The 13,112-nt window shown below is 43.9% G+C and carries 14 protein-coding genes; 12 read left to right on the top strand and 2 right to left on the bottom strand.

The features are described 5' to 3' along the window. Positions 1 to 75 precede the first annotated feature (75 nt). Positions 76 to 1,050, bottom strand: a complete 975-nt coding sequence (locus tag D0466_RS06695; RefSeq protein ID WP_117321736.1) for an asparaginase — start codon at positions 1,048 to 1,050, stop codon at positions 76 to 78. Between the two features lie 112 nt (positions 1,051 to 1,162). On the opposite strand from D0466_RS06695, the gene prsW reads away from it, so the two are divergent. From prsW to fni, 9 genes are all read left to right on the top strand, one after another. Then, the gene (gene prsW, locus D0466_RS06690) at positions 1,163 to 1,828 is read left to right on the top strand and encodes a glutamic-type intramembrane protease PrsW (protein WP_117321735.1); all 666 of its coding nucleotides are present in this window, start codon (positions 1,163 to 1,165) and stop codon (positions 1,826 to 1,828) included. 189 nt (positions 1,829 to 2,017) lie between these two features. Further along, positions 2,018 to 2,893, top strand: a complete 876-nt coding sequence (gene sleB / locus D0466_RS06685; protein WP_117321734.1) for a spore cortex-lytic enzyme — start codon at positions 2,018 to 2,020, stop codon at positions 2,891 to 2,893. A 16-nt stretch (positions 2,894 to 2,909) separates the two neighbouring features. After that, positions 2,910 to 4,262, top strand: a complete 1,353-nt coding sequence (gene ypeB / locus D0466_RS06680) for a germination protein YpeB (RefSeq protein ID WP_117321733.1) — start codon at positions 2,910 to 2,912, stop codon at positions 4,260 to 4,262. A gap of 152 nt (positions 4,263 to 4,414) precedes the next feature. Beyond that, positions 4,415 to 5,074, top strand: a complete 660-nt coding sequence (locus tag D0466_RS06675; RefSeq protein WP_117321732.1) for a flagellar brake protein — start codon at positions 4,415 to 4,417, stop codon at positions 5,072 to 5,074. Between the two features lie 62 nt (positions 5,075 to 5,136). Next, positions 5,137 to 5,322, top strand: a complete 186-nt coding sequence (locus D0466_RS06670) for a DUF5359 family protein (RefSeq protein WP_117321731.1) — start codon at positions 5,137 to 5,139, stop codon at positions 5,320 to 5,322. A 174-nt stretch (positions 5,323 to 5,496) separates the two neighbouring features. Next, positions 5,497 to 6,171: a (d)CMP kinase gene (gene cmk / locus D0466_RS06665; protein WP_117321730.1), complete on the top strand. Its 675-nt coding sequence runs from the start codon at positions 5,497 to 5,499 to the stop codon at positions 6,169 to 6,171. 2 nt (positions 6,172 to 6,173) lie between these two features. Next, the gene (locus D0466_RS06660; RefSeq protein ID WP_199484526.1) at positions 6,174 to 6,755 is read left to right on the top strand and encodes a lysophospholipid acyltransferase family protein; all 582 of its coding nucleotides are present in this window, start codon (positions 6,174 to 6,176) and stop codon (positions 6,753 to 6,755) included. Between the two features lie 122 nt (positions 6,756 to 6,877). Continuing rightward, positions 6,878 to 8,014 (top strand): 30S ribosomal protein S1, encoded by a 1,137-nt coding sequence (gene rpsA / locus D0466_RS06655; protein WP_117321728.1) that lies wholly within the window; start codon positions 6,878 to 6,880, stop codon positions 8,012 to 8,014. Between the two features lie 11 nt (positions 8,015 to 8,025). Continuing rightward, complete coding sequence (gene fni, locus D0466_RS06650) at positions 8,026 to 9,072, top strand: type 2 isopentenyl-diphosphate Delta-isomerase (RefSeq protein ID WP_117322243.1); 1,047 nt, start codon at positions 8,026 to 8,028, stop codon at positions 9,070 to 9,072. Positions 9,073 to 9,168: 96 nt separating this feature from the next. Here the strand turns inward: fni and D0466_RS06645 are convergent, their stop codons facing one another. Then, complete coding sequence (locus D0466_RS06645; RefSeq protein ID WP_117321727.1) at positions 9,169 to 9,303, bottom strand: YpzI family protein; 135 nt, start codon at positions 9,301 to 9,303, stop codon at positions 9,169 to 9,171. 339 nt (positions 9,304 to 9,642) lie between these two features. Here D0466_RS06645 and D0466_RS06640 point away from each other — a divergent pair, with 339 nt between their 5' ends. The 3 genes from D0466_RS06640 (at position 9,643) to D0466_RS06630 (ending at position 12,902) form a co-directional block, all read left to right on the top strand. After that, entirely contained in the window at positions 9,643 to 10,278 is a 636-nt protein-coding gene (locus D0466_RS06640) for a YphA family membrane protein (protein WP_117321726.1), read from the top strand. Between the two features lie 244 nt (positions 10,279 to 10,522). Next, positions 10,523 to 11,833: a ribosome biogenesis GTPase Der gene (gene der, locus D0466_RS06635; RefSeq protein WP_117321725.1), complete on the top strand. Its 1,311-nt coding sequence runs from the start codon at positions 10,523 to 10,525 to the stop codon at positions 11,831 to 11,833. A 16-nt stretch (positions 11,834 to 11,849) separates the two neighbouring features. Continuing rightward, the gene (locus tag D0466_RS06630) at positions 11,850 to 12,902 is read left to right on the top strand and encodes an NAD(P)H-dependent glycerol-3-phosphate dehydrogenase (RefSeq protein ID WP_117321724.1); all 1,053 of its coding nucleotides are present in this window, start codon (positions 11,850 to 11,852) and stop codon (positions 12,900 to 12,902) included. Positions 12,903 to 13,112 lie beyond the last annotated feature (210 nt).

Raw genomic sequence — 13,112 nt, 5'->3', positions numbered from 1 at the left:
TATCGGCCCGTATTCTCGAAAGAGTAGCTATGGGCCGGCCGATATCGATTTTTGGAAGGATTCTTAAATCCCTCGCTATTTCAAAAAAATTTCCTGCAATTCTTCCCGCTCCGTTGTACTATGAAGGGCAATCAAAAGCTTTATTCTTGCCTTTTGGCCATTTAAGCCGTTAGAAAAGATGACCCCCATTTCTTTAAGTTGTTTTCCTCCTCCGGTATAGCCGTAAATATCCTGGACAATCCCATTGAAGCATCTTGAGACAATCACAACCGGGATACCTGAATCCAAAAGGGTTCGGACACCATCGATGGACTGGGGAGGGAGGTTGCCCTGGCCCAGCGCTTCAATGATCAGGCCGTCTATTTTCATTTCTTTCAAGGCAAAAAATAATGAAGAATCCATGCCGGCGTGTGCTTTTAATAAAGCGACCTGTTTGGAAATCGTTTGCAGTCCGTATTTTTCTGTATGAATCGGTGAATGGTGAAAAACGATGCCCCTTTTTGTGACTATACCTATCGGCCCATATTGAGGGCTTTGGAAGGTCGAGACATTGCTGGTGTGAGTTTTGGTTCCGTTTTTTGCCGTATGCAATTCATCATTCAAAACAATAAGTACACCTTTTCCCCTAGCGTCATCACAGGCAGCAACCTTGATTGAAGAAATTAAATTATATAATCCGTCCGACCCGATTTCATTGCTTGAACGCATCGCTCCAGTGACCACGATCGGAATATCAGAATGTACGGTCAAATCCAGAAAATAAGCAGTTTCTTCAAGGGTGTCCGTCCCGTGGGTGATTACCACTCCGTCCAAAGTTATTTCGTTCATATATTTCTCGATAAGCTTACTTAATTGAAGCATCTCTACGGCCGTGATATGCGGCGATGGCAGCGAGAATGGCTCTTCTATGAAAAGGTTTGCAAGCATTTTTATGTTTTCAGTTACACCTTTGATCGGATTTTCGCCAGCCGGTTTCACGGCGCCGGTTTCGGCATCTTCTAACATAGATATTGTCCCGCCTGTATGAATCACTAAAATATTTTTTTTCATATGTACCTCCAGTTCCGTACGAAGAAATTACCGCCAAGCGGTGTTTCTTTCAATTTTCTTTTTCCTCATTCCATGATACGATTAATGAAAACGAATGAAAAGGGGTCAGAATATGCTGGTCTTATTCTCAGCGGGTATTGCGCCTGGTCTGGCCTTGCTCTGCTATTTCTATTTAAAAGATTATTATGAAACAGAGCCTGTTTCTGTTGTGATAAAAGCCTTTGTGTTTGGTGTGTTTCTTGTATTTCCGATCATGTTTTTGCAGTATGTGCTGAAAACGGAGCATATATTTCAAGGGGATGCCCAGCAAGCCTTTCTCTGGGCGGGACTTTTGGAGGAGTTTTTAAAATGGTTTATCTTATTTTTTGCCATTTATCCCCATGTAGCGTTTGATGAACCTTATGACGGCATCGTATATGGCGCTTCTGTTTCCCTTGGTTTCGCAACCATGGAAAACATCCTTTACCTGGTCGCGAATGGGGTGGAACATGCCATGACGAGGGCGATCTTGCCGGTTTCAAGCCATGCGCTGTTCGGGGTAATCATGGGTTATTACCTCGGAAAAGGCAAGTTTGCGAAAAAGAATAAGAAGAAATACGTTTTCCTTGCTTTTGCAGTTCCATTTCTTTTGCATAGCATCTATGATTACATCCTGATGACACAGGACTCGTGGCTTTATTGGATTATGCCATTTATGGTTTTCTTATGGTGGCTAGGTTTGAAAAAGGTGAAGATGGCAAGAGTGCTTTCGGACTTCCATGCATCTGAAACACTATAATACGATGGCACCCTATGATCTAGTATTCCTTGCGGGTCAAGGCTAACCATCAATACATGCTGCTAATTTTATACTTAAAAAGGAGACAGACTCTCAGCCTGTCTCCTTTTTATAATGGTATGGAATAAAAACACCTTTTAAGAAGAAAATAGGGGTAATGTCAATATAAGAAAAGAGGGAGTGTTTTTGATGAAAGTAATTTCGTCAAAGAGCAAACGTTTGCTTTTGTTTTTTTTCTTATCAGTCTGTATCTCTTTGACTTACGAAACTTCGGTCCATGCATTTAGCGGCCAGGTCATCCAAAGAGGGGCTGTTGGCGATGATGTCATAGAGCTCCAGGCACGCTTGCAAAATATCGGCTACTATAACGGGAAAATCGATGGCGTTTATGGCTGGGGCACCTACTGGGCCCTCCGGAATTTCCAGAAAGATTTCGGATTGCCCGTCGACGGGCTTGGAGGGCTGAAAACGAGGCAGAAACTTGTGGGTGCCTCTAATTTTAATGGCAAATGGGTACATACACAAATCGCTAAAGGAAATCAATTTACTTATTACGGCGGGGTCCCTATTGAAAAACAGGTGAAACCGAGGAAAAGGGCCGCCGGCGGAGCCAAGGCCCAGGCAAGGCAAACAGCAAGGAATAATGGTGGAGCGAAAAACGGAAACCGTAATAGGACCGCTGCGACTGCAGCAAATGTCCCGGGAGGTTATTCCCAAAATGATATTCAGCTGATGGCCAATGCTGTTTACGGAGAAGCACGCGGTGAGTCTTATATTGGTCAGGTGGCCATTGCTGCAGTAATCCTGAACAGGCTGGAAAGCCCTTCTTTTCCGAACTCGATTTCTGGAGTGATCTTTGAGCCGCGCGCCTTTACTGCGGTTGCGGACGGCCAGATTTGGCTGACCCCGAATGAACGAGCCAGGGAAGCGGTTATCGATGCCATCAATGGGTGGGATCCCACTGGAAACGCACAATATTATTTTAATCCGGATACAGCGACAAGCCCCTGGATTTGGACGAGGCCCCAAATTAAAAAAATCGGGAAACATATTTTCTGTAAATAAAAAGAGGTGATACTATATGATTCGGAATATTTTGGTGGGAGTGCTTGCCGTTGCGTTAATTGGCACCGGCTATTGGGGTTATCAGGAACATCAAGAGAAAAATGCGGTCCTGATCAATGCAGAGAATAACTATCAAAGGGCTTTCCATGATTTATCATACCAGATGGATGTGCTGCATGACGAAATCGGGAATACTCTTGCGATGAACTCAAGGAATTCACTCAGCCCGGCGCTGACAGATGTGTGGCGGATCACATCCGAGGCGCAGCTTGATGTCGGCCAGCTTCCGCTTACTTTAATGCCTTTTAACAAAACTGAAGAATTGTTATCAGACATTGGCGACTTCAGCTATCGGACAGCCGTAAGGGATCTCGAAAAGGAACCTTTAAATGATAAAGAATATAAGCGGCTTCAATCCTTGTATAAGGAGTCCGGGGAAGTACAGGATGAATTGAGGAAAGTTCAATATCTTGTCATCAAGAACAATCTTAGGTGGATGGATGTAGAGACCGCCCTGGCAAACAATGATGAAAACGCAGATAATACAATCGTAGATGGTTTTAAAACGGTAGAAAAAACGGTGAAAGGATATAGCGAAACCTCCAATCTTGACCCGAATTTCTCCAGCAGGCAACAAAAGGAGGACAACTTTAAGAATATAAAAGGGAAGAAGATCAGCAAACAAGATGCCGTCGCAAAAGCAAGGCAATATGCGAACATGTCCGGATCTCCAAAAGCCAGGGTAGAAGAAAGCGGAAAGGGATCCGAGTTTGGATTTTACAGTGTTAGCCTGACAGATCCTAAAACCAAAAATGAGGTAAACATGGATATCACGAAAAAAGGCGGCTACCCGATCTGGTATATTAATACCAGGGATGTCAATAGATCCCGTATTGACTTGAACACGGCCAGCAATAAGGCATTGGCATTCTTGAAAACAAATGATTTTGATTCACTCGATCTTTACGAGAGTGCCCAATATGATAATATCGGCCTGTTCAATTTTGTTACCTCTGTAGAAGGTGTAAGGGTTTATGCTGACTCTGTCAAGGTGAAGGTAGCCTTGGATGATGGCAGCATTATCGGATTTTCGGCGGATGAGTTCCTAAAATCTCATAAAATAAGGGAGATAGGAAAAGCATCTGTAACGATGGAACAGGCAAGAGCCAAAATCAACCCTAATGTTAAGGTAATGGAAGAACGAAAAGCATTGATTGAAAATGATCTTGGCGAAGAGGTCCTTTGCTATGAGTTCCTCGGTACGATCGGCGAAGATACGTACAGAATTTTTATCAATGCTAACACATCACAGGAAGAGAAAGTTGAGAAGCTTAAAAATTCAGAGCCTGTGTATGAAAATATTGTGTAATACATTAAAGAAAAAAAGGAAAAGTGGATAGGTGCTTTTCCTTTTTTTCTTTACATGCCATAATAGAGTATCCTTAATTTGGATTTGCAGCATTAAATGTGCTTAGGTGCTGAATATTACTTTATATATATACATGCTGGAGATGGGGAAATATGATTAAAATCGGAGATACACTGCTTTTAGAACCAAAATTTTCGCTGCAGCCTGAACAATACAAATCCATGGTAGTTGAAATGAATGAAGACAGCATTTTCATAGACTATCCTGTGAATACTTCTACCGGAAAAATTGCGTTTTTGCTTGATGGGTCCCAGCTGAAAGTCACGTTTGCGGATAGCGACAATGCCGTATTTATTTTTGATACTGAAGTACTAGGGCGGGTAAAAGCGCAAATAGCCATGATCCAATTGGCCCGCCCCCCTAAAGATTCATTAGTGAAAATCCAGAGAAGGCAATTCGTTCGAATAGAAACTCCGGTCGATGCAGCAGTTCACCCAGCAAGTAATGAGTTTCGGGCGTTTCGGGCGGTGACGGATGATATTAGCGCTGGAGGAGCGGCGCTAAGGATTCCAAAAGTGATCAATCTCGCAGAAACCCCTATCATATATGTCTGGCTGGCGCTTCCATTAAAAACTGGGGAAATCCGTTATTTGAAGCTGAAAAGCAAGGTGATCCGCATCAGCGCAAGCTCAGACCGCTTTAATAAATTGTCAGTGCAATTTATGGATTTGAGCGAGGGGGACCGGCAAAATTTGATTCGTTTCATTTTCGAGAAACAAGTGGAAATGAAGAACAAAGGGCTGATGGAGTAGAGAGGAATAAGTAGTGATTTTTTTTTCCATACTGTCTGTAAAAAGACTGCGGGGAATGGCATATGAAAACGATAGAACGTATGATCATTAAGCTGATCATTATCCAGGCGATAAGCCTGCTGGCTTTCCAGATACTGTTTCACCGTGAGGATTCCTTTTTGGAATTAAAGAGGCTGGCCGAATACGAAGGCGTTACAAAGAATAATTATATGAAAATTATCGAAACGTTCAACAATTTAAATGATTAGCAGGGTATCCCTGCTTTTTTTTATGGCCATGCGGCCATAAAAATTTACGGATTCCATCACTAAAACGGACTCTTATGCACGGGAAAATATTTATTTTATTCATGAATGAATAGGCATTTGTGATAAACTATAGGTGATGAATAACAGCTTGACTGTCAGGACTAGGGAGGAAGTATGGAAAAGAAAATATCAGTTGCGATTGATGGACCCGCTGCAGCAGGAAAAAGCACGGTCGCGAAAATCGTTGCAAGGCAATTAAACTACATATACGTAGACACTGGCGCAATGTATCGTGCGCTCACATATAAATCATTGAATGAGGGAGTGGACATCGGCAATGAAATCGCTTTGGCCCATTTATTGGGCGAAACTGTGATCGAGCTTAAGCCCACTGATAACGGCCAGCTTGTTTTCCTCGATGGCCGGGATGTGACAGCAGAGATCCGCAATAATGAGGTGACCGCATCGGTATCCGAGGTGTCCAAGCACAGACGGGTGCGCGAAGAAATGGTGAAACGGCAGCAGAACCTTGCGGAAAGAGGCGGAATCGTGATGGATGGAAGGGATATCGGGACACATGTGCTCCCTAATGCCAGGGTAAAAGTCTTCCTCATTGCCTCCGTTGAAGAAAGGGCACACAGAAGGCATGAAGAAAATATCCAAAAAGGATTCGAATCGGATATCGAGAAATTAAAGGAAGAAATTTCCTTGCGCGATAAACTTGATTCTGAAAGGGAAGTAGCCCCGCTCCGGAAAGCGGAGGATGCAGTAGAAATTGATACGACTTCATTGTCCATACAAAAAGTGGCTGAAAAAATCATGTCATTGATTGAAGAAAGGACAAGATGAATTTGAAGTTCTACACATTTGCCAAAAACATTGTAAAAATAGTTTTGAGCCCGGCTTTCAGGGTTAAAACAATAGGTAAGGAGAATTTTCCGAAAGACGGGGGCGTCTTGATTTGTGCCAACCATATCGAAAATCTCGATCCCCCGATAGTAGGGATTACCTGTCCCCGTGACATCCATTTTATGGCGAAAGAAGAAATTTTTCACCTGCCAGTTCTAAAGGACATATTGCCAAGGGTAAATGCTTTCCCTGTAAAAAGGGGAATGAGTGACAGGGAGGCGCTGAGGACCGGCCTATCCCTGCTAAAGGAAGGAAAGGTCTTGGGCCTGTTTCCTGAAGGGACCAGAAGCAAGAGCGGCGAGCTTGGCGAAGGGTTGGCAGGAGCTGGATTTTTTGCGCTTCGCACGGAAGCAAAAATCGTTCCGTGTGCGATCATCGGACCTTATAAATTGTTTCGGCCGTTGAAAGTCATTTATGGTAACCCGATTGATTTCACAGAATACCGCGCAAAAAAGATATCCGCGGATGAAGCTACCAAAATCATCATGGATGAAATCAGGGCTCTTCTTTCGGCTGGCAAGTAATCCTTCTTGCTTGACAATTCCCGAATTTTATTGGAATTTATAAAATAGGGGATTATTCCAAATTATCAAATTATACGAAGTGAAATTCTGCCGAGCAGTCATGGGTTAAGGAGGAGTTCGAAATGACAGAAGACATGAACCAAGTAGAAGTAAACAACTATGGAGTTGGCGATAAGGTTAAAGCGAGGGTAACCAAAGTTGAAGAAAAACAGGTGATTGTAGATGTGGAGAACAGTAAGACGGATGGCATCATCCCTATCAGCGAGCTCTCCAGCCTGCATGTGGAAAAAGCAACTGACGCAATTTCCGAAGGAGATGAGCTTGAACTTGAAGTCATTAAGGTCGAAGAAGAAGCCCTCATCCTTTCGAAGCGCAAAATTGATGCATTAAAAGCATGGGACGAACTCGAAAAGAAATTTGAAACTCAGGAAGTATTTGAAGCTGAGGTCAAGGATGTGGTCAAAGGCGGCCTCGTGGTTGATCTGGGCGTCAGGGGATTTGTTCCCGCATCTCTTGTGGAAGATTATTTCGTGGAAGATTTTGCCGATTATAAAGGCAAAACATTAACATTCAAAATTGTGGAACTGGATAAGGAAAAAAATCGCTTGATCCTTTCCCATCGAGCTGTCGTACAAGATGAAAAGGTAAAGAAGAAGGGTGAAGTGCTTGATTCAATCCAGAGCGGACAGGTGATCGAAGGAACTGTCCAAAGAATCACTGATTTTGGTGCATTTGTCGATATCGGCGGCGTGGACGGACTCGTCCATATATCACAGCTGTCACATCAGCATGTAGAGAAAGCTTCCGATGTCGTAAAAGAAGGGGATAAATTAAAAGTCAAGGTGCTTTCGGTCGACCGCGACAATGAAAGAATCTCGCTATCCGTTAAAGAAACGCTGCCGGGTCCTTGGTCAAATATCGCAGAAAGGGCAGCTAAAGGCTCCGTACTTGAGGGCACTGTCAAACGCCTTGTTTCTTTTGGTGCTTTCGTGGAAATCTTCCCCGGTGTCGAAGGTCTTGTCCATATCTCGCAAATTTCGCATAAACATATAGGTACACCTCACGAAGTTCTGACGGAAGGCGAAACCGTGAAGGTGAAAGTCCTTGATGTCAACGAACAGGAGCAGCGTTTATCCTTAAGTATAAAAGAACTTCTGGAGCAGCAAGCTAATGAAGACTCCAATTATGAACTTCCTGAGGAATCCAATGGCTTCCAGCTTGGCGACATGATTGGGGAGCAGCTAAAAAAATTTAAATAATGGTGATGGGCTTGGCGAGAACACAACGAAAATTAGATCACATTAATTATGCATTGCAAACTGGACAGCATAGGTTATCGGGTTTCGAGGATATTTCGTTTGTTCATCAAAGCTTACCGGATTTATCAATAGAAGATGTTTCTCTTGATACAGTAATTGGCGGACTTCATGCAAGTTCGCCAATTTTCATAAACGCAATGACCGGGGGCGGCGGGAAAGAAACAGAACATCTTAATAAAGAACTGTCGATAGCCGCAAGGGAAGCGGGAATACCCATAGCGGTAGGTTCGCAAATGGCTGCCCTAAAAGATCCTGCTGAGGCCGGCTCCTTTGAAATTGTCAGGAGGATGAATCCCGATGGCATTGTCATCGCAAACCTTGGCGGTGAGGCAGGTGTTGATGAAGCGAAGCGGGCGGTGGAGATGCTTCGTGCAAATGCGCTTCAAATCCATTTGAATGTCATACAGGAGCTGACAATGCCTGAAGGAGACCGATCATTTAAGGACACTTTGCTTCGCATCGAAAAAATCACCGCAGCAATGTCGGTCCCTGTCATTGTGAAAGAAACCGGTTTTGGTATGAGCAGGGAAACTGTCAGTAAATTATCCTCTGCAGGGGTATCGATAGCAGATATCGGCGGCTTTGGCGGTACGAATTTTGCGAGAATTGAAAATGAAAGACGCAAGACATCCTTCTCCTATTTTAATGAATGGGGGATACCGACTGCTGTTTCGATTGCAGAAGCGGTGTCCGTCAAGAGCGGCATGGCAATTATCGCCTCAGGTGGAATTCAGAATTCATTGGATGTGGCAAAATGCCTTGCTTTAGGGGCAATCGCTGCAGGGATGGCGGGGCAGTTCATCAAAACCCTGAAAGAAAAGGGTCTCCCCGAGTTAATCAAAGAGCTTAAGGACACCCTCCATGATTTGAAGGTGATTATGACCGCCCTTGGCGCAAAGGACATAAAAGCTTTGCAGGAAGCCAGGCTTATTATTAGCGGAGAAACCTTTCACTGGCTTACGCAGCGGGGGATCGACTGTACCCGTTATGCGAGGTAGTGTCCAAGTGTTATGGCATACATATAGTGATGTAAAAAGCTGCAGTCTGCTGAAAAAACCCGCATACTGCAGCTTTTGTTTTCGTATAGTGATGTTTTATCCTTTATTTCTGCTCCTGGCTTCTTTTGGTCCCTCCAGCTGTGTTGCTCCCGGTTTATCTAATGCACGGTCCCGGTCCGATTCGACACGTCCGCTTTCCCTTAGTTTTTTTTCCTGGCGGTCTACTCCCATGTTAACACCTCCTATAGTTCTATCGTGGGCAGATAGTAAAGTATTATACTTTCCTGTCTGCATAAAACAAAACACAGTTGAAGTGCGCCGCTCCTTATTTATTCACCATTTCAAGGCAAGCATATCGTATAAGTTTTTAAATAGATAAGAAAGTATAAAATTTTCATTCGGCGCACAAGGATATACCCGTACCGTTTTCCTTTTTACACGGCGCTAGCGCTTTTCTATATTTCCATAAATTTTATGTGCTCGGTTTTGAACGCTGACCCCGGAGGCTCGTAGGGGCTGTTTAAGCTTCGTTGAAACAGAACATAATGGGGATAATAGGAGGAAGTTTGTATGGATGGAAATTTTTTTTATTGGATCTTATGGATAGTCTGGGTGGTATTCATGTTTTTTGTCCCGGATACATATCAGCCACGGTATGCGATTTTATTGCATTTGCTGGCTGTTATGTGTTTGGCAGCCTATGAACTGCAGATTTACCATTATGCGATAAATATTTCTTTTGTCTATTTGTTTATTATTTGTTGCTTCTATATTAGAAACCTTACTTTCGTAAAAACAATAGGTTTCATTTTCGGGTGCCTCATAATATCACTGTGCTATGCAACCGTTCAATTGTTTGCCCTTCTGGATCCTATCTGGGTGGTTGTTAGAATCGAGTGGATGATGGGAATATTAATGAATTACCTCGCGATTATCCTTTTTGACGAATGGAAATTGAGGATTTTCGCCCTTATTAACGGCATGATAATAGGGGATAGCCTTTATGCAGGTACATTGAGTTTTAACAATATTCCATACTCGGCAGGGACTTATGCCTGGATGGATATGGCAGCACTTATTTTGCTGATGCATGTCGCGTGGGTATTTTTTGAATTTGCCAGCAGGAGGGTGCAGACTGCCATCGAAAATCAAAAAGTACGAAAAGGGACAGCCGGCATAGATGATTTACACGCCGAGCCAAAATAGACAAACATTGTTGATTGCGGAAAAATTTGATACTATATGATAGTTAGAAACTGGTGCAGCCATGCGCTGCACTTGCCTAAGCATATGGAAAAATCAAATATTATGTTTTCGATGAAGAATAATAAGCGGGCACATATACAGCGGGGGACCGCTGGCATTTATATACATATTCCGATTGTTAGAGCGGTTTTCAAACGCCTTCATAAATTTCATAAACATATCAATCCAGAAAGGGTGGAATGCAATGCCAAAACCGGTAATAGCGATAGTGGGGCGGCCAAACGTCGGGAAATCCACTATATTCAATAGAATAGTCGGAGAACGTGTTTCGATAGTCGAGGATGTCCCAGGTGTAACAAGGGACAGGATATACAGCTCTGGCGAATGGCTGACATACGATTTTAACATTATCGATACTGGAGGAATTGATATCGGGGATGAGCCATTCCTTGAGCAAATTCGCCAACAAGCGGAAATAGCCATAGATGAAGCGGATGTCATCATTTTTATGGTGAATGGCCGCGAGGGAGTCACATCAGCTGATGAGGAAGTCGCTAAGATCTTGTATAAATCCAAAAAGCCGGTAGTTCTTGCGGTGAATAAGATTGATAATCCGGAAATGCGCGAACAGATTTACGATTTTTATTCACTCGGTTTTGGGGAACCATTTCCAATCTCCGGCTCCCATGGTTTAGGATTGGGGGACCTGCTTGATGAGGTAGCTAAAAGCTTTCCAAAGCATGAAGAACAGGACTACGGAGAAGATGTCATTAAATTTAGCCTGATCGGCCGCCCGAATGTCGGGAAATCCTCGCTTGTAAACGCAATTCTCGGTGAAGAACGGGTAATCGTAAGCGACATTGAAGGGACCACCCGGGATGCTATTGACACGCCATATACGTTTAATGGGAAAGAATATGTCATCATTGATACGGCTGGGATGAGAAAAAAAGGAAAAGTGTATGAAAGCACTGAGAAATACAGTGTTTTACGTGCCTTGCGGGCCATCGAACGATCTGATGTAGTTCTTGTCGTCTTAAACGCAGAGGAAGGCATCAGGGAGCAAGATAAAAAAATTGCCGGCTATGCCCATGAGGCGGGACGTGCTGTGATCATCGTAGTCAATAAATGGGATGCAATCGAAAAAGACGAGAAAACAATGAAGGAATTCGAGGAAAACATCAGGGCTCATTTTCTTTTCCTTGACTATGCGCCAATTGTTTATGTATCGGCAATTACAAAGAAACGTGTGCATTCCATGCTTCCTGTCATCGACAGGGTAAGCGAATCGCATTCACTGAGGGTACAGACAAATGTGTTGAATGAAGTGTTAATGGATGCCATTGCCATGAACCCGACACCAACCCATAACGGACAGCGGCTTAAAGTCTACTATACGACCCAGGTTGCTGTGAAGCCGCCAACCTTTGTGGTATTCGTAAATGATCCTGAGCTGCTGCATTTTTCCTATGAGCGTTTCTTGGAAAACAGGTTGCGGGATGCATTCAATTTCGAGGGAACACCGATCAAAATCTTTGGGCGGCCTAGAAAATAAGGGAGGTGCTCGTAATATGCCTAAAAATACACAAGGCATCGCCGTTATTGGTGCGGGAAGCTGGGGGACGGCCCTGGCGTTGGTACTTGCCGATAATGGGCACGATGTCAGGATCTGGGGGCATAAACAGGAACAAATTGATGAAATTAACGAACGCCATACCAACCATAAATATTTGCCAGGTTTAAAGCTTCCGGCGGGCATCAAAGGGTACACCTCTTTGAGGGAGGTTATGAATGGAATCACAGACCTCGTTCTGGCTGTTCCGACAAAGGCCATTCGCGAGGTGCTTGGCAAGATTGCACCGGTAGCGGAAAATCCCTTTACAATTGTCCATGTCAGCAAGGGGATTGAACCGGACACACTGCTCAGGATTTCCGAAATGATTGAAGAAGAGCTGCCGTCATCCCTGCTTGCTGGCGTTGTCGTCCTTTCAGGGCCTAGCCATGCGGAGGAAGTGAGCCTGCGCCATCCAACCACAGTAACGGTATCCTCCCGGAATATGGAGACAGCCGAAAGGATACAGGACTTATTCATCAACCAGAACTTCAGGGTCTATACGAACCCCGACATCGTCGGTGTCGAAATTGGAGGTGCGTTGAAGAATATCATCGCCCTTGCTGCAGGGATAACGGATGGCCTTGGGTATGGGGATAATGCGAAAGCCGCTTTGATTACAAGGGGACTTGCAGAAATTTCCAGATTGGGCACGGCGATGGGTGCGAATCCCCTAACATTTTCCGGCCTTGCTGGCATTGGCGATTTGATCGTTACCTGTACGAGTGTACACTCCCGAAATTGGCGCGCAGGCAATCTGCTTGGAAAAGGGCAAAAGCTCGATGAAGTGCTTGAAAATATGGGAATGGTCGTGGAAGGTGTAAGAACAACAAAAGCGGCTTATCAGCTGGCCAAAAAATACAATGTGGACATGCCGATTACATCGGCACTGTATCATGTACTGTTTAACGGCGAAAATGTCAAAGAATCTGTGGATCGTTTAATGAATAGGACGAAAACAGCTGAGATGGAGGACCTGGTCAACATACTTGGGGCGAGGCTGGGCGATTAAATATCAGCCATTGGTTTATTTATTTTTCAAATATAGGCGTTAGAGGATACGGTTTCCTCCTGTGCCGCATACAATGCATCGTAGTAAACTGGTAATCTGACCTGGTTTATGGGGGATTTAGTCAATGGCAGAAGATGGATGATTTCTATCTTCTGCTTTTTTTCATTAAGAAGTTTAAACTTCTTAATGAAAAAAAGTATAAGAAAATAC

The sequence above is a fragment of the Peribacillus glennii genome (genome assembly GCF_003429105.1).
Lineage (GTDB): Bacteria > Bacillota > Bacilli > Bacillales > DSM-1321 > Peribacillus > Peribacillus glennii.
This window is presented reverse-complemented; position numbering and strand designations above follow the sequence as displayed.

Excerpts from the sequence above, each read along its gene's own strand:
- rpsA (WP_117321728.1), top strand. The coding sequence starts at position 6,878 with ATGACAGAAGACATGAACCAAGTAGAAGTAAACAACTATGGAGTTGGC.
- D0466_RS06675 (WP_117321732.1), top strand. The coding sequence starts at position 4,415 with ATGATTAAAATCGGAGATACACTGCTTTTAGAACCAAAATTTTCGCTG.
- D0466_RS06670 (WP_117321731.1), top strand. The coding sequence starts at position 5,137 with ATGAAAACGATAGAACGTATGATCATTAAGCTGATCATTATCCAGGCG.
- cmk (WP_117321730.1), top strand. The coding sequence starts at position 5,497 with ATGGAAAAGAAAATATCAGTTGCGATTGATGGACCCGCTGCAGCAGGA.
- D0466_RS06630 (WP_117321724.1), top strand. The coding sequence starts at position 11,850 with ATGCCTAAAAATACACAAGGCATCGCCGTTATTGGTGCGGGAAGCTGG.
- der (WP_117321725.1), top strand. The coding sequence starts at position 10,523 with ATGCCAAAACCGGTAATAGCGATAGTGGGGCGGCCAAACGTCGGGAAA.
- prsW (WP_117321735.1), top strand. The coding sequence starts at position 1,163 with ATGCTGGTCTTATTCTCAGCGGGTATTGCGCCTGGTCTGGCCTTGCTC.
- sleB (WP_117321734.1), top strand. The coding sequence starts at position 2,018 with ATGAAAGTAATTTCGTCAAAGAGCAAACGTTTGCTTTTGTTTTTTTTC.
- D0466_RS06695 (WP_117321736.1), bottom strand. The coding sequence starts at position 1,050 with ATGAAAAAAAATATTTTAGTGATTCATACAGGCGGGACAATATCTATG.
- ypeB (WP_117321733.1), top strand. The coding sequence starts at position 2,910 with ATGATTCGGAATATTTTGGTGGGAGTGCTTGCCGTTGCGTTAATTGGC.
- D0466_RS06645 (WP_117321727.1), bottom strand. The coding sequence starts at position 9,303 with ATGGGAGTAGACCGCCAGGAAAAAAAACTAAGGGAAAGCGGACGTGTC.
- D0466_RS06640 (WP_117321726.1), top strand. The coding sequence starts at position 9,643 with ATGGATGGAAATTTTTTTTATTGGATCTTATGGATAGTCTGGGTGGTA.